Here is a 22,143-nt window from a genome sequence, read left to right on the forward strand (position 1 = left end):
GTTATTTCTCCAAATACTCATAACCCAAATGCTCGTAAGCCTTACGGGTTGCCACGCGCCCTGTTCGTGTCCGCATGACAAAGCCTTTCTGGATCAAATAAGGCTCATACATATCCTCTACCGTTTCCTGCTCTTCTGCTATATTAACAGACAAAGTTCCCAGACCAACTGGCCCGCCGCCATACACTTCAATCATGGTCTTGAGAATCTTCTGATCCACATAATCTAGACCTTCCTGATCCACATCAAGCATCGTCAGGGCTTGATCAGTAATTTGGTCATCAATTAGTCCGTTGCCCATAATCTGAGCAAAATCTCGTACGCGTTTGAGAAGCCGATTGGCAATTCGAGGGGTCCCTCTGCTACGTAAAGCCAACTCCTCAGCCGCTTCATGTGTAATCTCCATCTCAAAGATTTCGGCCGTTCGCTCTACAATCTCGGTCAAATCCGTCTCCTCATAGTATTCCATATGTCCAGTAATACCAAAGCGAGCCCGCAAGGGATTTGACAACATACCAGCTCGGGTCGTTGCCCCAATCAAAGTAAAAGGTGGTAAATCCAAATGAACACTGCGACTAGTTTCACCAGAACCAATCATAATATCAATGTAAAAATCTTCCATAGCACTGTAAAGCACTTCTTCAACAGACATGGGTAAGCGATGAATTTCATCGATAAAAAGGACATCTCCTGGCTCCAGATCATTCAAGATCGCTACCAAATCGCCCGATTTCTCAATAACTGGACCCGAAGTTTGCTTGAGATTGACTCCCAGTTCATTGGCAATGACAAAAGCCATAGTGGTCTTTCCCAACCCTGGAGGTCCAAAAAGCAACGTGTGATCTAGCGCTTCATCTCGCAGTTTAGCTGCCTCAATGAAAATTTTCAGTTGATTTTTGACCTTGTCTTGACCAATATATTCTTGTAAATACTGGGGACGCAATGTGCGCTCAACGAGCTCCTCATCTCCCATCAATTCATTATCCAAAATTCTACTCATAACTATTATTATAACAAAAAATCAGGTTGGTAAGCTGGTTTAACCTTAGATTTTACAAATAGAAATTGAAGGGAGTGTTATTATGAAAAAGACTAGAAAGTCTTTATTTGATAATGTTGGATATCTCAAATAAAAAAACGACAGACAAATAATCTATCGTTTCAATATATCGTGTTATTTAGTTGTTGCATGATAAATGGTTGTGCTGGTAAAAACCTCACCTGCTTTCAAGATAACATCAGCTTTCAGGTCGCTGTGAATGGCATCTGGTAGGGCTTGGGTTTCAAGAGCCAAGCCATTATGTTGAATCATGGATTGTCCATTTAAAATGACTGTATCATCTACAAAGTTTGCTGAGTACGTCACTAGGCATGGCGCACTTGTTTTAAATGTCAAAAGGCGACCGGATTTAGGATCGTACAAGGAACCTGCTTCTTTCTCTCCTTTTTTCAATGCAAATGGATGATCCAAACCGGACACAATCTGAATCTGCTCATCTTGATTGGCAAAAATATATTTAAAAGCCACACCCTTTGTTAAATCTTTGACAAAATCTCGCTCTGAATCTGGCGTTTTAGCAGGCACACCGTCCGGTGCGATTGGAAATACCCCTGAGGTATTTAGCTGCAATACACAATTGTCAATCGGTTGACTGAAATCGCCTGATAAGTTGAAGTAACTGTGATTGGTTGGATTGACCAAGGTATCCTTGTCCGTCTGGACTTGGTAAGAAATCTCTAACTCACCTAGTTCCGTTAAAGTATAAGAAACCCAGACTTTTAGATTTCCCGGAAAACCACCAGTGCCATTTACACGTTCGGTGTAAAAAGTGACGCCTTCATTCGTGACTTCCTCAACTTGAAAAATAGCACTGTCCCAGCCAGTAGAACCGCTATGATTGCAATTTTCTGCGTTGTTGACTTCTAACTGATACGTTTCGCCATTCAGCTCAAACTGTGCTTTTGCAATCCGTCCTGCAACTGGTCCGACGCTTGCACCATATTTAGGGCTGTTGCCTACATAGGCATCAAAATGATCAAACCCCACCACGATATTTGCAAATTCATGATTTTTGTCCGGAGTGACATACTCTAAGACAGTCGCACCATAAGTCATGACTTTCAAACGATAGCCCAAGTCATTTTCAAATGTGTAAGCAACAATATCTTTTCCTTGAAATGTTCCAAAAATAGCTTCTTGATAAGATTTCATACAACTTTCCTTGTTTTTATTACAAATTTATGTTTTCCTCTTTTAAATCTCTAGCTTTTCCGTCCACGAAACGGCTGTTTCACGTAAAACATGATTCAAGTCTTCAATATTTTGACGCCCCGTTTCATCAAGCCAAGCTTTGGCTGCTTCTGCTCCTTGATTAGCAAAGACGGTAACAGCTTCTTTCCAAGTCGCACGACCGCAAAGGACTCCATTGAATTGAGAACCTGCTTCATGCGCCACTTTGAGCGTTTCCTGGAAAAGCTCTGCGCTAACTCCAGCACTCAGGAAAATAAAGGGCAGGTGAGTTGCATCAGACTGCTCTTTGAAAAATGTCTTGGCTTCCGCAAGGCTGTAGACAGGTTCAACCCCGCCTTTCGTAAACCCTTCGACAAAATTCATATTGACCGGTACTTCCACTTTCAAGACATCAACATTGTAGCGCGGATTTGAAAAGAGCTTCATGGCTTCATTGACCTTGTGCGGTTTTACTTTCGCATAATCTGCATCTACTACATTATCACGCTTTGCATCATACGTCAAGATTTCAAGGAAATAAGGAATGTTTTCTGCCACACATTCACTTCCCACGCGCTCTACCCAGGCTTGCTTGATGTCATTGATTTCAGGTTTGTCATCTACATCATAGTAAATCAAAACCTTTACTGCATCACCGCCTAGTTCTTTAATGCGTTTGACTGACCAATTTAGTAGCAAGTCTGGCAAGCGACCTTCTGTTGTCGCATCATAACCTGTTTTTTCATAGGCAACGATAAGACCGCATTCTGGCGCACGTAATTGGGTAGCAGGTACACCGAATTCTGGATCCAAAAGAATAGAAGTTGCATACGGAGTCAACTGACTGGAAATCAATTGTTTAAATTCAATGAGCGCTTCATCTCCTGAAACAGCTTGTGCGCCACTTGCTAACATTTTTTTCAACGAACCTCTCTGGTCAATCGCCAAAGCTCCAATAATGCCATTTTCAGCTGAAAGATTTTTTAAGTGCGCTAATTTTTCGTGACTAATCCTTAATTTTTCCATGGATTCCTTCCTATTCTTTGTCAAATGGGTGAATGATAACACCCTGCACAACACGGTTGACGGTGCCTGTCGGAGACGGTGTGTCTGGACGATTTTTCACTTTGAGAGCTGTCAACAAGGCAAATAATTGACCATAAACAATATAAGGGAATACGCGATAAACATCATCCACAAGATATTGACTAGAAAGAATGACTTGTTCAACATTTTCCAAATTTTCTTTTTGATCTGTCAATAAAATTACCTTGCGGGCAATCTCATCTCCAGCTACTTCTCGTACTAAGTCAAGATCGTATAATTTAGTATAAGTATCTGTCGAGCTAAATACCACAACGACCGTTTCTTCATTCACTAACGATTTTGGACCGTGGCGAAAACCGATGGGACTTTCATACATCGTTGCCACCTGTCCTGCGGTCAATTCCAAAATTTTCAGTTGGGCTTCATGCGCCAAGCCAAAGAAAGGACCTGCTCCTAAGTAAATGACACGGTTGTAATCTAAGGAAACCATTTTTTGAATGGCTGCTGCTGAGTCTAACATCTCTTGGCTCAAGGCTATCAAAGCAGAAATTTTCTCTTCTTTTGTAACTAAGTCTGTTTTGTCAAAAACGAGCAAGGCTGTCAACATCATAGACGTAAAGCTCGATGTCATGGCAAAGCCAGCATCATTTGACGGCGCAGGTTGGAGCAAGAGCAAATTGCGTTCATCACCATGTGCCTGCTGGGCTAATTTACCTTCTTCGGCGCATGTAATCGTGATTTGGTAAAGTTCCTCAACCAAGTCTTTTGCCAAGTCAACTGCCGCAACACTCTCTGGTGAATTGCCACTACGAGCAAAGGAAACCAAAATGGTCGTCACTTCCTTGTGCAGATAAGCCAAAGGATTTGCTACAATATCTGTCGTTGCAATAGCATTAAAGTTCCACTTGCGTTCATCGTAAATCTTTCTGAAATAAGGGAGAAGTGTCTCCCCGACATAGGCTGAAGTTCCAGCCCCTGTCAAAATAACCTTGATATAATCATGCTTTTTACCAATCCCATTTAGAAAAGCTACAATCTCATCAGATTGCGCTTTATAATTTTCGAAAGCCGTCTGCCAAACTTGTGGCTGTTGATAGATTTCCCGTGTGGTGATTTCCGCACCCAATTCAATCAAGTCTTCCTTTGTATAATCCAGCATGGTTCTCCTTTCTGCTTTGCAATGCTAACTAAAAGAAAGGAGGCGGGAAAATGATGATTTCAAAGAAATCCATTTTCTTGCCCCAGCCCCTTTAGTTATACAGATTGCTCATTGGAGCAATTCAAGCAAGGACGTGTTTTTCAGCGACTATTAGCTAGACACTCCTTTATTCATCTTCGTCATCGTTCATTTCTGCTAATACATCATTGACTTTCATGATGTATTTGTTCGCTTTTTCGATATATTTTGCTTCAACGCCAGTCAGGGCAGAATTGATAAATTCAATCACCATTGGCATATTCATCCCTGCATAAAGTTCAATTTGGAGTCCTTCCAAAATCAGACGGCTAACGACATTGCAAGGCGTTCCACCAAGCAGGTCGGCAAAGACGATGTAATCATCTAAATCTTTTACAGTTGCTGAAAATTTAGCAGCAAAATCGTCTATTCCTTCTTCTGGAAGCAGGGGAACTGTATGAATGAAGTCCAGTGGCCCCATAATCATTTCGGTGCTTTTCTTCAATTCTTCACAAAAGCGACCGTGACTGACCAATACAAGTTGTTTTGTCATTTATAGAGAAGCTCCTTTTAAACACCTAAGATTGGTGTATGAGTAAAGTGTGAAAATGCAGAAACACCAATTGCAATAATAATCACGATAAAGATTGCTTTTGTTGAATTCATGCCTTTCTTACCAAGCAGCCAATAAACAAAACCTGTAAACAGTGCTGGAACCAAACGTGGGAAGATTTTATCCAATGTTTCTTGAAGATTGAAGGTGACACCACCGAAACTTTGTGTATAGGTAAACTTAAAGTTAATCATCGTAGCAATCAAGGCAGCCACCATGAAAACACCAAGAACTGTTGCAGCATCTGTGATGGCAGACAATTTGTCCTGCATGGTTGTAACTAATTTCACCCCTTCTTTGTGGGCAAACTCTAATTGTTTCCAACGGAAGACATTGATTGCGATTGTCACAGCTATCCAAAGGAAAATTCCAAGAGGATTGCCTTCAACAGCAAGTCCAGCAGCCAGACCACCCATAATAGCAGGAATAGTAGAACCAAAAATCGCATCGCCAATCGCTGCAAATGGCCCCATTAAACCAGTTTTAATCCCTGTAACGGTATCTTTAGCCGCAACTCCTTCATTTTCTTCAAGTGCTAGGTCAATCCCTGTTACTAAAGTATGGAAAAAGTTAGATGTGTTGAAGAATTGCGTATGTGTCCGCATCATTTCCTTTAATTCTGGCGTACCGTCTCCATATATTTTGCGTAATTGCGGTAGAATCATATAGAGATAACCTGACGCTTGCATACGCTCGTAGTTCCAACCCCATTGGAAAGTAAAGAGACTACGACGGTTGATTTGTTTAAAATCTTCTTTTGTTAATTTATAATTAGAGTTCGTCATCGTCAATTTCCCCACTTTCTGATTGTTCTGCAGCAACGGTCATGACTTGTTTGTTAGTTGCATTTTTATAGTTGATTGTTGCCAAGGCAAAGCCAATAATCGCAATCCCAATCATTGGTAGGCCTTCAAATTTTGCGCCCCCAAGAGCTGTAGCGATTTGTTTGACAGCTCCTGAAGCAGCTGCCAATGTTGAAATATAGTCAAAAACAACTTTCAACATAGCTGTAATGGCAAAACCTAAACCAAGATAATGGAGATTTTTCTTGACTGGAAGGTAACGAAGCAAAATTGCAAAACCGACACCAGGAAGCATTTTACCTGCAAGAATCAATCCATCTGCGATCCATTGTGCATTATTGGCAAGCCAGTCTGAGAAGGCTTTTACAGCGTCTCCACCGAGCCACAAAGCCAGAAATACTGGAAGGGCACGTGAAAGTCCCCACGGAATGGCACCGAGTAAGTAATTGCGTTCAATGCCTTTGTAGTCAAATTTTTCAACTGCTGCATCAATCCGATGTGCAAAGTAAGTCGTAGAGAAACGTCCAAGAACGTCTGTGTAAACCAGCAGTGCTGCTACCGGAACGGCAATAGCTGAAATAGCGAGTTCTGATTTCATACCTGTTGCCACAGAGAATGCTGTTGCAAGAACCGCACCAGAAGTTGCGTCAATCCGAGAGGCACCACCGAATGTACCAACCCCAAGCACAACGAGTTGGAGACTACCACCAATAAACAAACCAGTCTTCAAATCTCCCATGACCAGACCAGTGATAAAACCTGCAAAAACAGGGGAGCCTGCTGATGAGTTAATCGTCAACTCATCCAAAATTTGATACGCTGAATACAGCGTCAGTAAGAGAATTTGCCACCATTGTATCATAACAATGACCTCCTAAATTTATTTCAATAATTTCATAAAGTCTTCAACTGGATCATTTGGAACCATTTGAGCTGTTATTGCCACACCTTTTTCATGCAACTTGTTAAATACTACCACGTCTTCATCTACCACGTTAATTGAGCGTGTGATAGAACGCGTTTCAGGTGTTTGCGACATATTGCCTACATTGAGTGTTTCAATTGGCACACCTGCTTCTACTAATTTCAAAAAGCGGTCCGGTTTTTTCGCAACAATGAGCAGACGTTGACTATCATATTTGCCTGCTAAGATATTTTCAGCTGCTCTTGCGACTGGCAAAATACTCAATTTCACACCAGCTGGTGTTGCCAGCTTCAAGCCACTTTTTTCAATAGCATTTTCTGCTACTTCATCATCCACGACCATAATCCGTGAAATATTGAGCTTAGTAGTCCAAAGATTAGCTACCTGTCCATGAATCAAACGTCCATCGATTCGATTCCCTACGATTGTCATAAATTTACCCCCTTTATCGTTTTAAATGTAGGTTTGTGAACTAAATGAATAAATTCGCTGTATTTCCCTTCGGTTTCAAAAATGATAATTCGATTTTGTCCGAGTTTTAACAAACTATGTGGAATATAAAGCGATAAGGTCGGTCCGACGTCCCAGAAGCGCCCAATATTGACACCGTTGACAAAGACAATTCCTTTGCCAAAGTGGGTCAAATCAATATACGTATCTTTAAGCACTTTCAATTCGACATCAAACGCATAGAAAGCCGGCTGGTTTTCATGCCATTCTTTCGTAAAATCAATTTTTTCTGGATTTTTCAACTCTAATACATACTGTTTCCAATGGAGCATAAAGTGCAAATCCTTGCAGACTCCAGTCCGAATGCCCTTGTGTTGTGTCTCTGACAACAGTTTGTGTCCATAATTGACGCGCCCCATGTTCTCCATCAAAATATCAATCTGATGCGTGGATTGCTTCTGCCTAGGAACAAAGATGTCTTCACCAATTTCTGTCTGGTATTGAGTTGTGATACGGTTTCCATCGACAAAAAGTTGCATCCGATCACGCGCATCAATGATACGAATCCGTTCCTTGTCCGCATCCCATTCCGCTTCTGTACGATAGAGCAGATAGCCAACATTTTGCCCCAGCTCCTCCATGTTCATAGGGTAAAGACTTTCGATTGGCTGCTCTACATCTTCTAAGGTTTCAAATAAACTAACTTTCTCACTGAGCGGAATATCCTTTAACTCAAACGATTCTTTTACCAAAGGCTCCATTTGTGGATACTCTGGATAATATTTTTTTAACATTTGCTGAATAGCAAAGTATTTAGGCGTTGGATTTCCTTGTTCATCAAGAAGAGCTTCATAATCATAAGATGTCACCTGCGGCAGGTCAATGCTTCCTCGCGCCGAACAGCCATTCATGAAACCAAAATTGGTTCCCCCGTGAAACATATAAAGATTGACACTGCCTTGTTGCAAGACTTCGTGAACCGCTTCAGCCAACTCTTCTGGATCTCGCGTGACAACCGGCTCCTTCCAACGATTGAACCAACCGTCCCAAAATTCCATACACATGAGTGGCCACTTCTTGCCATGCTCATCAAAGAAAGCTTGCAGATTTGCAAAATTATAAGCAGCTTTGGAGCCGAAGTTTCCCGTGACCAGCACATCGTCTTCAATCAACGTCCCTGCCCTCAACGCCGCACGCCAGGGTCCGTCTGATGTAAAGAGTGGGCACGTCATACCTCGCTCTAGCATCATATCTCGAACAGCTCTCAAATATTCCTTATCTTCACCATACGAGCCATATTCATTTTCGACCTGCATCATGAGAATGTTGCCGCCATTTTCCAAAAGATGCGGGACTAAGAGCGGCATCAATTCATCGTAATAACTAGCAACTGCTGCAAGATAAGCAGGGTCAGAAGAACGAATTCTCATATCTTCTTCTAAAAGCCAAGCCGGCAAACCACCAAATTCCCATTCTGCACAAATGTAAGGCGACGGACGAAGAATAACGTATAAGTCCAAATCCTGTGCAATTTGAAGAAATTTCTCCAAATCCAAGATCCCCTCAAAGCAAAACTGCCCTTTCTGAGGTTCATGGACGTTCCATGGAATGTAGGTTTCTACCGTATTAAAGCCCAGAGCTTTCAAATTATAAAGCGAATGATACCAATCATCTGGCTGAATCCGAAAATAATGAATGGCACCAGACAATATTTTAAAAGGCTGTTGATTCAGATAAAATTCTTCTTTAATCTCAAATCTTGCCAAGTCATTCCCTTCTTTCATACAACAAATCTTTGGTTTTACAATCGTTTACATTGATTAATATAATATATTTTGTATGAAATGTCAATAGTTTTTGAAAAAGCCCTGTTGTAAAATGAAGTGCAACACAGAAGACATGTTCATCTGATATACTAGAGTTGCGAAAAACAGTATAAAGGAAGATGAACATGTCCACAAATTATTCTACCACAAATCAATCCTACAAGCACTTATCTGAAGCTGAGCGAGGAGAAATTGAAGCTTATTTAAGCGTAGGACTCAAACCTGCTGAAATTGCTCGTAGACTGGGGAGAAATCGCTCTACTATTACTCGTGAAATTAATCGTGGTTCCATAACACAATTGAAAAAAGTCAATGGGCAGAAGGTCTACTACCAACACTATTATGCAGATGCTGCCCATAACCGTTATCGGGATGCTAGAGAAACCAGCTATTATCTAAAACTGGATCGTGTATCGAACGATTTTCTGACAAAATTTATAGAAGCGATGAGAGAGAAACCAAGGGTGCATAGCGTGGATACCTTTGTTCATACCTATAGACTCCAACATGTAGATGCAGTTGTTCCTTCAACCAAGACGCTCTATAACTATATCCATCAAGGTTTGTTAGAGATTAAGGTTATTGATTTACCAAGAGCAGTGCGGATTCGTAAGAAATTTAACAAGCGTCCCTCTACCAAGAAACATCTAGGAAAGTCAATTGAAGAAAGGCCAGAGGAGATTAATAATCGTTCCCGTTTTGGAGATTGGGAAATCGATTCTGTTCTGGGTGGAAAGACAATAGGAGAACCTTCTATTTTAACATTGGTAGAACGACAAACACGCTATGCTGTCACAAAGAAACTCGTGGAAAAGAAAGCAGAGTATGTCAATCAAGCAGTCTTAGAGTGTATGAAACTTTATCCCATTAAGTCCATAACTGCAGATAATGGAAACGAATTTTCATCATTGAGTAAGATAGAGGGATTAGATGTTTATTTTGCACATGCCTATTCATCTTATGAACGAGGCACAAATGAGAATTTCAATGGATTATTAAGAGAGTTCATTCCCAAAGGATCCTCACTAAAAAAACTAAATCCGACACTTTTAGAGGACTATACAAAGGCTATCAATGAAAGACCTAGACGAATCCATGGCTATCAGTCCGCAAAAAAGCTGTTTGAGCTAACTCAAACAGCTTGAAAGATACTCACTTAATCAGAGGAACAACTTTGTTGCACTTGACTTGACAATTGAGAAGTTTTTGAAAAATTTAATAAATTTAACCATTTTAAGAAAAATTATGGTAAAATTTTTTATGAGAGGGAAGCGAAAGAGAGGTGAATAACATGGCAATCCCTAAATACCAATACATTAAAGACGAACTCAAAAGCAAGATTATCTCAGGTCAATTTGAGAATGGAGATAAATTTTATACAGAAGCTGAGCTAATCACAATGTACGATGTGAGTTCTATTACTGTTGTCAGAGCTTTAAATGAGCTAGCAAAAGACGGATATATCATTCGCCAGCAAGGAAAAGGAACATTTGTGTCGCGCGCGCGTAAGCACAAACTCGTTGAATTTTCTGACGTTGAGATATTTCCCACCCAAAATGATCAAGTGACCGTTTTATCGATCGAGCGCGGAAACGACTTGAAATTTCTTGATAAGTTAGATTTGAAGGGACACCAATTTTACTATAAAATCGAGAGACTTCGTAAAGCAAAAGATACCCCTTACATCTATCATCAATCCTATATCCCAGAGCAATATATCAATGCAAATTATCCAAATCTTGAATATTACAGCTCTATTTACAATCGCTTCAAACAAGACTATCATATCCACATGAATGACGAGCACTTTGAAGAAACCAATGAAATTATCTTCCCGACACCAAAAGCTGTTGCAACATTACTGGACATTGACACAAACTTCCCAACGGTCTTTCAAGTAAAAACAACACAGTTAGAAAGCACAGGGCAAATTTTAGAGTATAGCGAAGCCTACAAACGTGGCGATTTCTTTAAAATCAAGTTCGTGTCACGCAGTGGAAATCACTAATTATTTTTATGTAAAGAACATCTGAATGCCAGCTGTTCTTTTTTTATATCTTGACATCATTATAACCTATCTAGACCAATTTTGAAACAAAAAAGTACTATTTCGAAAAAAATATATACTAAAAAAGAATTTTCCCAAGCCATTTATCAAACACGCAAGGAAGGAATTCCAGTCAAATACATCATTTCCCATGATGATATTTCAGTCGAAAAAAGCAACTTCCAAATCCGCCACCGCGGGGTTGCAGGAACAATTCTCTTACATAAAATTCTCGGGCAGGCTGCCAAAGAAGGAGCAAACTTGGATGAGTTGGAAAAGCTCGCTCTTTCTCTGTCCACCTCCATTGCAACACTGGGAGTCGCAACAAAATCTGCCACCTTACCAAGCAAGCAGCTGCCTATCTTTGATTTGCCCCAAGGTCAAATTTCCTACGGAATAGGAATCCATGGTGAGCCCGGTTATCGGATGGTTCCGTTTGAATCTTCCGAGTTGCTCGCTGTTGAGCTCGTCAACAAAATCAAAATGAAATTCAAGTGGCAAGAAGGACAAGAATTTATTCTCCTCATCAATAACTTAGGCGGCACTTCAAAATTGGAAGAACTTGTTTTCACAGATGACATTCTTCAACTGTTGGATATAGAAGGATTGAAACTGCCCTTTGTCAAAACAGGTCACCTCATCACGAGCCTCGATATGGCAGGACTTTCTGTTACCCTCTGTCGTGTTTCCGACAGTTTCTGGCTGAGAGCCTTAGAAACCCCAACTAATGCTTTTGCTTGGTGAGAGAGCAAAAATCCAGTAAAATCAAGCTTGATTTTACTGGATTTTTTAGTTTTGTTTTAATCCAAACCTATGCGGTGGAAAATATCATCCACACGTTTGGTATAGTAAACTGGGTCAAAAATATCGTCAATTTCCTCTGGTGTTAAACGAGAGGTCACAGCTTCATCAGCTTCTAGTAGCGGACGAAAATCTGTTTGATTGTCCCAAGAATAAGCCGTCTTAGGCTGTACTAAATCATAAGCTTCTTCACGTGTCATGCCTTTTTCAATCAGACTCAGCATAACGCGCTGACTATAAATAAGACCAAAAGTTGAGTTCATATTGCGGCGCATATTTTCAGGGAAAACAGTCAGATTCTTAACGATATTGCCGAAGCGATTAAGCATGTAGTCAATCAGAATGGTCGTATCAGGTGTAATAATACGCTCCGCTGAAGAATGCGAAATATCACGTTCATGCCAAAGCGACACGTTTTCATAAGCCGTCACCATGTGACCGCGAATGACACGCGCCAGACCGGTCATGTTTTCAGAACCGATTGGGTTGCGTTTGTGAGGCATAGCAGAGCTACCTTTTTGTCCCTTGGCAAAGAATTCTTCTACTTCACGCTGCTCGGATTTTTGCAGACCGCGGATTTCAGTCGCCATGCGCTCGATTGATGTGGCAATGCTAGCAAGTACTGCAAAATACTCGGCGTGCAGATCACGCGGTAAGACTTGGGTCGAAATTTCCTGAGCACGAATGCCTAATTTGTCACAAACATATTTTTCCACAAATGGCGGGATGTTAGCAAAGTTCCCAACAGCACCAGAGATTTTCCCAGCTTCCACACCAGCAGCAGCATGTTCAAAACGCTCAATATTACGCTTCATTTCACTGTACCAAGTCGCCAGCTTAAGACCAAAAGTTGTTGGCTCCGCATGGACACCGTGTGTGCGCCCCATCATGATGGTGAACTTGTGTTCTTTGGCCTTATCAGCGATGATATTGAGGAAATTATCCAAATCCTTACGAATGATGGCATTAGCCTGTTTGTAAAGATAACCATAGGCTGTGTCCACCACGTCTGTCGAGGTCAGACCAAAGTGTACCCACTTGCGCTCCTCACCCAACGTCTCAGAAACCGCACGAGTAAAGGCCACCACATCGTGGCGAGTTTGCTGCTCAATCTCCAGAATGCGATCAATATCAAAATCCGCCTTCTCGCGAATCTTGACCACATCTTCCTTAGGAATCTCACCCAGCTCAGCCCAAGCCTCGTCAGCCAAAATTTCCACTTCTAACCAAGCACGGTACTTATTTTCTTCACTCCAAATGTTCGCCATCTCAGGGCGAGAGTAACGGTTGATCATAGTTTGTTTTCCTTTCTTTTGATGTTTCACTTAAGTGGGGCGGACGTCAGCAGCTTCCTTTGGAATCTCATGACTAAATTTTGAGCCTAAAGTCTCAAAATTTCCGTCGCTTACGCTTTTCCCACGGCGTGAAACATCCGTTTAACGAATAAAAGTCGTTTTATTCAAACTCTTCTTTCCCAATCCATACAGATGGGTAGTGATTTAGTGTATTCAAATCTGTATCAAGTGGTAAATCATAAATTGCTAAATAGTTTTCAGGATATTGAGCAACTAATTCATCATATTTAGCTTGAACCTTGTCATGGTCACTACTAGCATACAAGACTTCAACAACAGTTCCAGTTTTATCCTTTTCAACAAAAACATTCACGATGATTTGAATCATAAAACCTCCTAAATCGAAATTCCCTTCATATTTGCTTCAAGAATAGGCATCTCAACACCTAACTCCTGACCGGTCAGATAGACACTTTGACAACAGTAGAAGATATCTTGTTTGTCATTGTGTAAGGTCATAATTTTACGTGCCAGCTCATTTTTCGCAAACATGGCTTTCATGGCCTTTCCTGCAATCCAAGCGGGAATTTTATAAGGTAAGAGTTCAGCTTTGTAAAGCTTCAAATTTACGCCACGCGCTTCTACGACTTTCAAAGCCTCTCGAATGACCTTGATGGCTAATGATAATTCTGAAGAACTATTCATCAAGTTCAGAGCCAGCTGTTCTGGATTTTCCAAATTCCCCGAACGTGCAGCTGTCGAGGTGACACCCGCATTAATCGCCATGTGAATCCAAATCCACTCAACCATATCATGGGGAACCTCCCACTTCAAATCTGCTGAAGTCAGCAAATCCGTCAAATCAGCATAATTGGGAATGTGTGCTTTTTTCTCCCCTTCTAACATTAAATGGTCGAACAAGACGCCATCTAAATGATCCTCATTCATATGACCACCAGCTGTCGGAAATGCGAGAATATAGTCATACTCCCCTGCCCATTTCTCTACTTCCTCTCGTGTATTCCAAAAATTGCAGAAAAAAACGAGAGTTCCTTTAATCTGATTTTCTCGCAAAGTTTCCACGGCTTCTTTTACAAAACCATGACGCACGCTTAGAAAAATAAAATCATATTCCGAATGAGCTTCCGCTACATGAACCGCATAGGTATCCTGTTTATTTTCACCTTTGGAGACATAACGTCCATCTAGCAAATCAACTTTCAAGACGTTTGGTGCTGTACTTCTCTTACTTTCTCTCAGCACGTGTTCTACCTGATGACCTGCTTCTTGAAAAGCATAGGCATAAATGGTCCCGATAACCCCAAGACCTAAAATTGCTACTTTCACTTAAAAATCAATCCCTTTCCCAAATTCCTCCACCTCATCCGGCTCATCACTAAACAAAGTCACATGCCCCATCTTGCGGTTGTGTTTGGCTTCTTCTTTGCCGTAGAGATGAAGGTGAGCGCTAGGATGTTCTGCGACGTAGTGCTCAGCTTTTTCCATGTGCTGGCCAAGAACATTGAGCATGACAGCTGGGGCATGAAGGGTCACTTCTGGCAGGGGCTGACCCAAAATACCCAAGATATGAGTATCAAACTGTGAGAAATCACAGGCTTCGATAGAATAATGCCCTGAATTATGCGGGCGCGGTGCGATTTCATTGACCAAAATCTGGTTGCCAGCCACAAACATCTCTATACATAGTGTACCAGAAAGTTGGACTTCTGTGGCAATTTTTCTTGCCATTTGCAGAGCCTTGTCCGCTAAATCTTGGGAAATCCGCGCTGGGACAATCGTTTTAGAAAGGATATTGTTGCGGTGAATATTTTCCTGAACAGGGAAAAGGGTCAAATCCGTGCCATTTCCAGACACAATGACCGATATTTCCATGGTGAAGGGGACGAAATCCTCCAACACACAAAGAGTCTTGTCTGCCAAATCACGCGCAGTCGCTAAACTCTCCTCGTCTCTAATGACCACCTGACCGTGACCGTCGTAGCCACCCGTTGCTGTCTTTAGTACACGCTTGACAGAGAAATCATAATTTCCCAAGTCTGCAGATGAGCGAATGACGCGATAAGGAGCCAAATCCACACCTGTACTTGAAAGAAACTCTTTCTCGTGTACTCGGTTTTGCGAAATGCGCAGCAAATCAGTCCCCTGCGGCAGCTGACCGTCTCCTACGACCGCATCAAGGCCGTCAGCGTCGACATTTTCAAACTCATAGGTCAGCAGGTCGCAACGTACAGCCATTTCTCGCAAAGCATCCACATCATCGTAAGGCGCCACAATCATCTCAGACACGCGCGAGGCAGGACAGTCCGCCGTCGGATCCAGCGTCACCACCTTATGCCCCATGTAAACCGCCGCGATAGCCATCATCTGACCCAGCTGACCGCCGCCGATTATGCCAATGGTTTTAGTTGAGTTCATTCGTTGACTCCTCTGCGATTTTTCCTTGTTCCTCTGCGAAATCTGCTAACGCGACTGCCAAGTCTTGGTCTTCAATGGCCAAGATACGCAGGGCTGTCAGGGCAGCGTTGGTCGCTCCCGCTTCACCAATGGCCATAGTTGCCACAGGCACACCACCCGGCATCTGCACAATGGAATAGAGCGAATCCAAGCCGCTGAGTGCGCGTGATTTGACAGGCACACCGATAACAGGCAGTGTTGTTTTAGCTGCCACCATACCCGGTAAATGCGCGGCACCGCCTGCACCTGCAATGATGACCTTGATGCCGCGGCTGCGGGCTTCTTCTGCATGTTTGAACATGAGGTCTGGTGTGCGGTGGGCTGAGACGACTTTCTTCTCATAAGCTACGCCGAAGTTATCCAAAACTTGAGCGGTTTTTTGCATAGTGCTCCAGTCGGATTTGGAGCCCATGATAATAGAAATAAGTGGTTTCATAATAAGATACAAACGCCATAAAGCGATCTCCAACAAAATGGGCGGTAAATCAGAAAACTTTGATTCCGCTGATGCACCCCATCAGGACGACTAGGACTTTCTTAGCCTACTGGCGTAGAAAGTTCAGACATCTACAGCATAAGTCTTTCCTAGAGGCTTGTGCCTCGTCGTCAGACTCATCTTTTTGCCCAGTGTTGTTGTCGTAGGCGTGTTTAATTCCTTTCGTTTTTTATTTTATAGCGACTTTTTGTCGCTTGCAAAATTTTCATAGAAAAATAGGAAAACTAACAGAATGTTCCTTTGAATAAACGGAATCTTTTGCTCAAATATTTTTTAGAGTGGTCGGTTCCACACTATAATGTTTAACGGTCTTATCAACCAACTTGGTGACACTTCTAGGATTTATCAATAAGCGACCGATAATAATCGCAAGAGGTATAAAACTTAGAGGATCCTTCCAAATAGGTGTTAACACCTCTTCACTGTCACTGTTAAAAAGCCACTTCCTCATTGTCCGTACAATCTTCTTTCTACTCTTCGTTCGCTCAGCAGTACCGATAAGCAAAGCCATCAGGCTATGCGTCCCTACCCCTGCTTGCCCAACACTAACATCAGATTTGGAATAGCAGCCATTGGCTAACTCTATCATGATTTTTGGGAAGTTAACTCCTGCTTTGTAGGCATTAGCAGGTTCAACCATTCTAGGATTGCACTCTATGTAATAAAAGTGACCGCCGGTACATATAAAATCTAAAGTTAAAGCACCATGCCATTGTAAAAATTGACCTAATTTTTCGACATGCTCTCTCGTTTTCTCAGATTCTATACTTAATCTAGCAGCAGCTGAACCACCGGCACCAGAACCCACTTTAACACTAGAATGAACCGCAAGTAACTGACCATGATGAAATACTGCTTGAACCTGACCATAGTCTCCGACTATGTCTTGCTGAACCATCCATTTTTCATCACTCGCTGTTAATCTGCTCGCAACTTGCGCCAAATCTTCCTTACTTGTGATTTTATAAACTGAACGACCGGCAGTACCATAGTCTGCCTTTAGCCAATAAGGATAAGGAAGAGAAATAGATTCTAAATTTTCCACACGTTCCCATTTAGGAATTGGCAAATTTAACTGATCCGAAATTTCAGCAAACGCAATCTTCCCAGCCAGCTTTTCAATTTGTTCCTTATCAGCAAGCGCTACTGGCAAACGAGTTGGTAAAAATTTTTCCCCATTTGCCAATAACCAGCCTTCCTCATGTGTCGGCAAAATAGCTGCATAATTTTTTTGATGAAGCAGCTGACTAACTTGTTTCAAATAATCTAAAGGAAAACGATTTACATCAACTGTCGGAATTCTATGAGTGAGTCGACTGAATGTTGCAATAGAAAACTTATCAGGAGACAGGACATCAACTTTGTAGCCCTCTTTTAGCAATACTGTTAGAGTCTCTCTTGAAGTTAAGCTAGAACCTTCTAAAAATAGCAGTCTGTTTTTCATTTTTCAAACACCAGAATTCTATATTCAAGCCTCACGGCTCAAAGTTTAATACATTTGATTTACAAAGCCTTGCTTCCGATGTCCGTACGATAAAAGAGGCCTGTTGTGTTTTGTTTATTCAGCTGGGTGTAGATTTTGTCCTGCGCAGCCTTGACGCTGTCGGCTGTAGTAACCAGCATGTAGACGCGACCGCCGTTTGACAAGAGCAGCTGGCTATTGCCATCAAACTTAGCCCCTGCATAATAGGTGATTATGTCGCCACCGGTCTTTTCTGGCAGAAGCACCCCTTTTTCGTAGGCGAGCGGATAGCCATTTGAAGCAACCACCACGCCTAGGGTCACGCCCGAATCCAGCCAAGTGATGTCAGGGTTCCTGCCAGCCAAAATGTCCGTGATATTCTGTGCAAAGTCAGAAGTCAGGCGCGGCAAGATAACTTGGGTCTCGGGATCGCCAAAGCGAGAGTTGAACTCGATAACCTTAGGACCGTCCTTAGTCAAGATAAGCCCCGCGTAGAGTACGCCAAGATAAGGGCGGCCCTCAGCAATCATACCCTCAAGCACTGGTTTGACAATGGTATCAACCGACTGGTCAATCACGCTTTTCGGCAGGTGAGGAACAGGAGCGTAGGCCCCCATACCGCCTGTGTTTGGTCCCTTGTCACCATCATAGGCACGCTTGTGATCCTGCGCCGCAGGCATAATGTAAAACTTGTCCCCATTGACAAAGGCAAAGAGAGAGAATTCCTCGCCATCAAGGAACTCCTCAATAACCACGCGCGCACCCGAGTCGCCGAACTTATTGTCCAGCAGCATTTCATGCGCTGCCTCGACCGCCTGCTCTACGGTTTCAGCCACGACTACTCCCTTACCCAATGCCAAGCCATCCGCCTTGACCACGATTGGAGCGCCCTGCTTTTCGATGTAGGCTTTAGCTTTCTCGAAGTTGGAAAATGTGCCATAGGCTGCTGTCGGAACGCCATATTTGACCATGATTTCCTTAGCAAAATCCTTAGACCACTCCAGCTCTGCTGCTAACTTAGTTGGACCAAAAGCCTCAAGCCCAGTTCGGTTAAAATCATCAACGATACCAGCCGCTAGTGCATCATCAGGACCAATAAAGGTCCAAGCAATAGCATTTGCTTTGGCAAAGTCAATCAACTTGGAATGTTCGGAAATTCCGATATTCACCAAATCCAAACCATCAAGCGTCATCCCGTCATTTCCGGGAGCAACAAAGACCTGCTCCACCTGCGGTGACTCCAACAATTTCTTAGCAATCGCATGCTCGCGACCACCCGAACCAACAACTAAAAGTTTCATTTTCGACTCCATTGCGAATTATTTATCTAAATTATATCACAATCGTTCGTTTCGTTCCATTCTAATCAGAATAAGAATAATTGGATTTGATAAAAAATAGCTGCCTCTACCGGCTGACTGGATCAGCCTGGGTAAGCAAAAAAACCACCCTATCAAGGATGGATAAGATGATTACTAAAAAGAATAATTCTCTGAAAGATCTTTTTACTAAGTGAATTCATAAGAAATGTGATTAATTTTTTTAGTTTCTAAATCATCCATTATATCAAAATAATCTGGTGAAAAAATAGCTAGATTATATCCACCTGGATTCATGACACTTCGAAACTCGATACCTTGATAGGCATATTCATTTGGTTTTTCCTCTGAAACGATAGATCTAACAAAGTCGGAGATATATTGAGTCGGAAGATAATCCAATACATCATCCGATTTCCTCATCGCTTTCCCCATTTCAGAACCTATTTGCTGTAAAGGACGTTTATTTATTGCTAACTCAGCAATGTCATCAATAATCCCATCTTCAAAAGGACTAATTTCATTTATCTTTTTAAAATCAATAATCCTAATAGACTCATTTAATTTAAACTTTCCAATGCAGACATAATCATGCAATCCCGCTCGAGTCTCATGTATCGTTGTCTTTTCGCTATCGCCTAAATAGAGTATAATAATCCCCCTTGCATTAGCTCTGCCATCAGCAGTTTTTCCCCTAGGAGGAGCACCAATACCACCTTTATCAAATCCAATTTCACTTTCTAAGATTCGACAACGATAAAATATTTTTTCTTCTTGATAGACTTTCAGCAGGCTTTTACAATATTTTTCAAAAATCTTTTTATTAAATTTATCAGAATGACAACGATTGTTATATGTAATATCCTCAACAAAGTCTTGCCAACTTCCACGGATTAATGAAAACTCCTGCACATATTCCGAATCGTACATTTTTTCTACAGCAACAGTTGAAGTTAGAATTTCTGGATTTCTCTCAAAAAAATCTTTGCAGATCTCTGAGAGCATTTGGTAAACCTCAACCTCGTTTTGGGTAGCAAATATATTCCAATTATTTGTAACTTCAGTTTTCAACAAGGTTCCCTGCCCGGGCTGAGAATTAGCAATCTTATGGATTGGAGAAAATATAGAAATAAATGGGATAAAGAAATCAATTAAATAATCATCAGTTTCCGTATCATAAGTAAAATCATCTCTAATGCAACACACATCACAATTAGATTTTTTCCCAGCTGTAATAACTTGGGATTTAAGTATTTCATCTGCAAAACAATTTTGACAAATTTTCATTAACTTTCTCCACCAACTCGATCCAGATACGCACCCACTAATTCTATATGATGCATAATAGATAATTTCTTCACAGTTCCAAGACCTGGATACGACCCTGTTGTATATAGTCTTTCAAATTCATCTATTGCTAGCGTTCGTTGAATTTCCCCCGCTCTGACATCATGGATTAATTTTTCAAGTGCTTCTGCAAACTTACCAGCGGGATTGGTTGGATCTATGTTAGTATTTGAAACAAAATGTCGAATTCTTAAATTTTCATCTCTATCAAAATAAACAATATGAATAGCAACAGCATAAGGTGCAAATCCAGACTCACTATAGTCTTCACCAACAATAGAGTAATCTGAGAATCCCTTATATCCATCATATAAGAAAAATCTATGATCATCCGAGAAAAATTCATCTGCATTCTCTGAGTAATCCGTATTTCTTAGTAATTTAATAAAATTATCACTAAGCTTAACTTTATTCCCTCCCACTTCTCTTCTTAATTTACTGTTTTCTGAGATAAGGTTGTAAGCTGTAGTTTTTCCAACATAATAGCCTTTATAACCTTCCAAATCATCCGGATTTTTACATATTGTTATCAGTTTTTCAATATTGTCAATAACTTTAAAATTATCATTTTCATTATAATTTTTACTCATCAATGAAACATGATATAAATTCTCATTATCATCAAATACTTCATCTAATCGAGTGATCAGGTTACTTTTTGAGGAATCTTTATATTCCTCATTAAAAGAACCTACTGCTGGATTCATTATAAACGAACATTGTTGCTCTTGATTTTTAAATCCTTCTAAAGTACTTATTAACGTAGGCGATAATCTTACAGGCTCAATGATTGGAATAACATTATTGCCTAATTTATTATTTGCTAACAACTCCCTAAGCGCAATTAACTCATACTGTCTGCCTCTTAAATATGGAAAATACATATAGGTCTCCTTTTATTTAATCTTGTAAAAACTGTTCCAAAGCTTTGTAATCTTTAGAATTAAAATTCATGAAATATACCAAAAACTTTAGTTCATACGGAACTTCTGCAAATAATTCTTTATTTATTGGATTTCTCTTCTTCAATTCAATTAAGAAATCTGAATAAAATTGTTCCAATGGAATTGTTCCAATCAATTTTTTACAAACTTCATAATACTCAAATTGAGAAACTTGTGGTAATGAATAAAAGTATCTTTCAACAATATTTTCATATTCACCTTTACGAAGAATTTTAAAAATAACATCTCTATTTAAATCGCTACTATATTCTTTAGGTTCAATGACTGTTTTTATTTTTGTATTTCTTTGTAAAATGTAAAGTCCAATAGGTTTATTAATTTCAGCAATTTTTCTTTTTGCTATTTCTAAGCTCTTCTCATATGTAACAATTGCGACATGATTAAAGGCTTTATAGTATTCATTAATTTGATTTTCAAGCCTATCAAAGTTATCCAATTCAGTTTTTATTTCATATACAACCGCTTTCCCGTTGATTAAAATAAAATCTGGTTTTGCTCTACCAACAGGTATTTCTGTTAACGCTGTAGTAGTATTTATACTATGCATTCCCAATAGTCGCTTATTCAAAAGAGTATTTTTATAAAAATATTCATTCCGGTATGTTTTAGATAGTTCTTGATAAACATTTTGAATCGTTTCTAAGTGTCCTATTTCATTTTTTGATATTTTTTCAAAAACTTCATCCTTATTATATTTGAGGAGGTTCTTTATAGTAGATCTTGAAAAAAATCTGTTTAATAGATTATTTTTTTTAATAGTCAGTTTAATTTCCTCCTCTCATTTTTCTTAATTAAATTATATCATATTCAAATATACTAAAAAAGAGATTTTTTTAATTTCCCTAGTAGTTCTTCCTTTATTGGT

The 22,143-nt window shown here is 40.6% G+C and carries 21 protein-coding genes and 1 pseudogene; 3 read left to right on the plus strand and 19 right to left on the minus strand.

Annotation, left to right across the window (positions count from 1 at the left end):
* Position 1: 1 nt before the first annotated feature.
* From ruvB to ABKA15_RS09000, 9 genes are all read right to left on the minus strand, one after another.
* Positions 2 to 1,000: a Holliday junction branch migration DNA helicase RuvB gene (gene ruvB / locus ABKA15_RS08960; protein WP_049514686.1), complete on the minus strand. Its 999-nt coding sequence runs from the start codon at positions 998 to 1,000 to the stop codon at positions 2 to 4.
* 174 nt (positions 1,001 to 1,174) lie between these two features.
* Positions 1,175 to 2,212 carry an aldose epimerase family protein gene (locus ABKA15_RS08965; RefSeq protein ID WP_049514684.1) on the minus strand — a complete coding sequence of 346 codons (1,038 nt, stop codon included), beginning with the start codon at positions 2,210 to 2,212 and terminating at the stop codon, positions 1,175 to 1,177.
* Positions 2,213 to 2,254: 42 nt separating this feature from the next.
* Positions 2,255 to 3,256, minus strand: a complete 1,002-nt coding sequence (gene lacD / locus ABKA15_RS08970; protein WP_003041031.1) for a tagatose-bisphosphate aldolase — start codon at positions 3,254 to 3,256, stop codon at positions 2,255 to 2,257.
* A gap of 10 nt (positions 3,257 to 3,266) precedes the next feature.
* On the minus strand, positions 3,267 to 4,436 hold the full coding sequence (locus ABKA15_RS08975) for an SIS domain-containing protein (RefSeq protein WP_049514682.1): 1,170 nt from the start codon (positions 4,434 to 4,436) through the stop codon (positions 3,267 to 3,269).
* A gap of 166 nt (positions 4,437 to 4,602) precedes the next feature.
* Positions 4,603 to 5,007 (minus strand): PTS sugar transporter subunit IIA, encoded by a 405-nt coding sequence (locus ABKA15_RS08980; RefSeq protein WP_049514680.1) that lies wholly within the window; start codon positions 5,005 to 5,007, stop codon positions 4,603 to 4,605.
* A gap of 17 nt (positions 5,008 to 5,024) precedes the next feature.
* Complete coding sequence (locus ABKA15_RS08985) at positions 5,025 to 5,852, minus strand: PTS system mannose/fructose/sorbose family transporter subunit IID (RefSeq protein ID WP_003036938.1); 828 nt, start codon at positions 5,850 to 5,852, stop codon at positions 5,025 to 5,027.
* Positions 5,839 to 6,732, minus strand: a complete 894-nt coding sequence (locus ABKA15_RS08990) for a PTS mannose/fructose/sorbose/N-acetylgalactosamine transporter subunit IIC (RefSeq protein WP_049514679.1) — start codon at positions 6,730 to 6,732, stop codon at positions 5,839 to 5,841. The genes ABKA15_RS08985 and ABKA15_RS08990 overlap by 14 nt, the downstream gene beginning before the upstream one ends.
* 18 nt (positions 6,733 to 6,750) lie before the next feature.
* On the minus strand, positions 6,751 to 7,227 hold the full coding sequence (locus ABKA15_RS08995) for a PTS system mannose/fructose/N-acetylgalactosamine-transporter subunit IIB (RefSeq protein ID WP_049514677.1): 477 nt from the start codon (positions 7,225 to 7,227) through the stop codon (positions 6,751 to 6,753).
* A complete protein-coding gene (locus tag ABKA15_RS09000; protein ID WP_049514676.1) occupies positions 7,224 to 9,029 on the minus strand; it encodes a beta-galactosidase family protein in 1,806 nt (601 codons plus the stop codon). The genes ABKA15_RS08995 and ABKA15_RS09000 overlap by 4 nt, the downstream gene beginning before the upstream one ends.
* Positions 9,030 to 9,196: 167 nt before the next feature.
* On the opposite strand from ABKA15_RS09000, the gene ABKA15_RS09005 reads away from it, so the two are divergent.
* The 3 genes and pseudogenes from ABKA15_RS09005 to ABKA15_RS09015 all read left to right on the plus strand — a co-directional run.
* Complete coding sequence (locus tag ABKA15_RS09005) at positions 9,197 to 10,216, plus strand: IS30 family transposase (protein WP_192208559.1); 1,020 nt, start codon at positions 9,197 to 9,199, stop codon at positions 10,214 to 10,216.
* Between the two features lie 146 nt (positions 10,217 to 10,362).
* A complete protein-coding gene (locus ABKA15_RS09010; protein WP_186832723.1) occupies positions 10,363 to 11,079 on the plus strand; it encodes a GntR family transcriptional regulator in 717 nt (238 codons plus the stop codon).
* Positions 11,080 to 11,202: 123 nt separating this feature from the next.
* A pseudogene (locus ABKA15_RS09015) lies at positions 11,203 to 11,862 on the plus strand (dihydroxyacetone kinase subunit DhaK); the annotation flags it as partial.
* 56 nt (positions 11,863 to 11,918) lie between these two features.
* Here the strand turns inward: ABKA15_RS09015 and purB are convergent.
* From purB to ABKA15_RS09065, 10 genes are all read right to left on the minus strand, one after another.
* Complete coding sequence (gene purB, locus ABKA15_RS09020; protein ID WP_049512388.1) at positions 11,919 to 13,214, minus strand: adenylosuccinate lyase; 1,296 nt, start codon at positions 13,212 to 13,214, stop codon at positions 11,919 to 11,921.
* A 160-nt stretch (positions 13,215 to 13,374) separates the two neighbouring features.
* Positions 13,375 to 13,602 (minus strand): hypothetical protein, encoded by a 228-nt coding sequence (locus ABKA15_RS09025; protein ID WP_049512389.1) that lies wholly within the window; start codon positions 13,600 to 13,602, stop codon positions 13,375 to 13,377.
* Positions 13,603 to 13,610: 8 nt separating this feature from the next.
* Positions 13,611 to 14,561 (minus strand): 2-dehydropantoate 2-reductase N-terminal domain-containing protein, encoded by a 951-nt coding sequence (locus ABKA15_RS09030; protein ID WP_049512390.1) that lies wholly within the window; start codon positions 14,559 to 14,561, stop codon positions 13,611 to 13,613.
* On the minus strand, positions 14,562 to 15,650 hold the full coding sequence (gene purK / locus ABKA15_RS09035) for a 5-(carboxyamino)imidazole ribonucleotide synthase (RefSeq protein ID WP_049512391.1): 1,089 nt from the start codon (positions 15,648 to 15,650) through the stop codon (positions 14,562 to 14,564). It abuts the gene before it with no gap.
* Positions 15,637 to 16,125 (minus strand): 5-(carboxyamino)imidazole ribonucleotide mutase, encoded by a 489-nt coding sequence (gene purE, locus ABKA15_RS09040; RefSeq protein WP_002312222.1) that lies wholly within the window; start codon positions 16,123 to 16,125, stop codon positions 15,637 to 15,639. Before purE ends, purK begins: the two co-directional genes overlap by 14 nt.
* Before the next feature lie 322 nt (positions 16,126 to 16,447).
* Positions 16,448 to 17,629: an ATP-grasp domain-containing protein gene (locus ABKA15_RS09045; protein ID WP_049512392.1), complete on the minus strand. Its 1,182-nt coding sequence runs from the start codon at positions 17,627 to 17,629 to the stop codon at positions 16,448 to 16,450.
* A 59-nt stretch (positions 17,630 to 17,688) separates the two neighbouring features.
* Entirely contained in the window at positions 17,689 to 18,948 is a 1,260-nt protein-coding gene (purD, locus tag ABKA15_RS09050; RefSeq protein WP_049512394.1) for a phosphoribosylamine--glycine ligase, read from the minus strand.
* A 207-nt stretch (positions 18,949 to 19,155) separates the two neighbouring features.
* A complete protein-coding gene (locus ABKA15_RS09055; protein ID WP_049512395.1) occupies positions 19,156 to 20,253 on the minus strand; it encodes an RES family NAD+ phosphorylase in 1,098 nt (365 codons plus the stop codon).
* Complete coding sequence (locus ABKA15_RS09060) at positions 20,253 to 21,197, minus strand: sce7725 family protein (RefSeq protein WP_049512396.1); 945 nt, start codon at positions 21,195 to 21,197, stop codon at positions 20,253 to 20,255. The genes ABKA15_RS09055 and ABKA15_RS09060 overlap by 1 nt, the downstream gene beginning before the upstream one ends.
* Before the next feature lie 16 nt (positions 21,198 to 21,213).
* Complete coding sequence (locus ABKA15_RS09065) at positions 21,214 to 22,041, minus strand: sce7726 family protein (protein ID WP_049512398.1); 828 nt, start codon at positions 22,039 to 22,041, stop codon at positions 21,214 to 21,216.
* Positions 22,042 to 22,143: the final 102 nt, after the last annotated feature.

This window comes from Streptococcus sp. KHUD_010 (assembly GCF_040207525.1).
Taxonomy (GTDB): Bacteria; Bacillota; Bacilli; order Lactobacillales; family Streptococcaceae; genus Streptococcus; species Streptococcus hominis.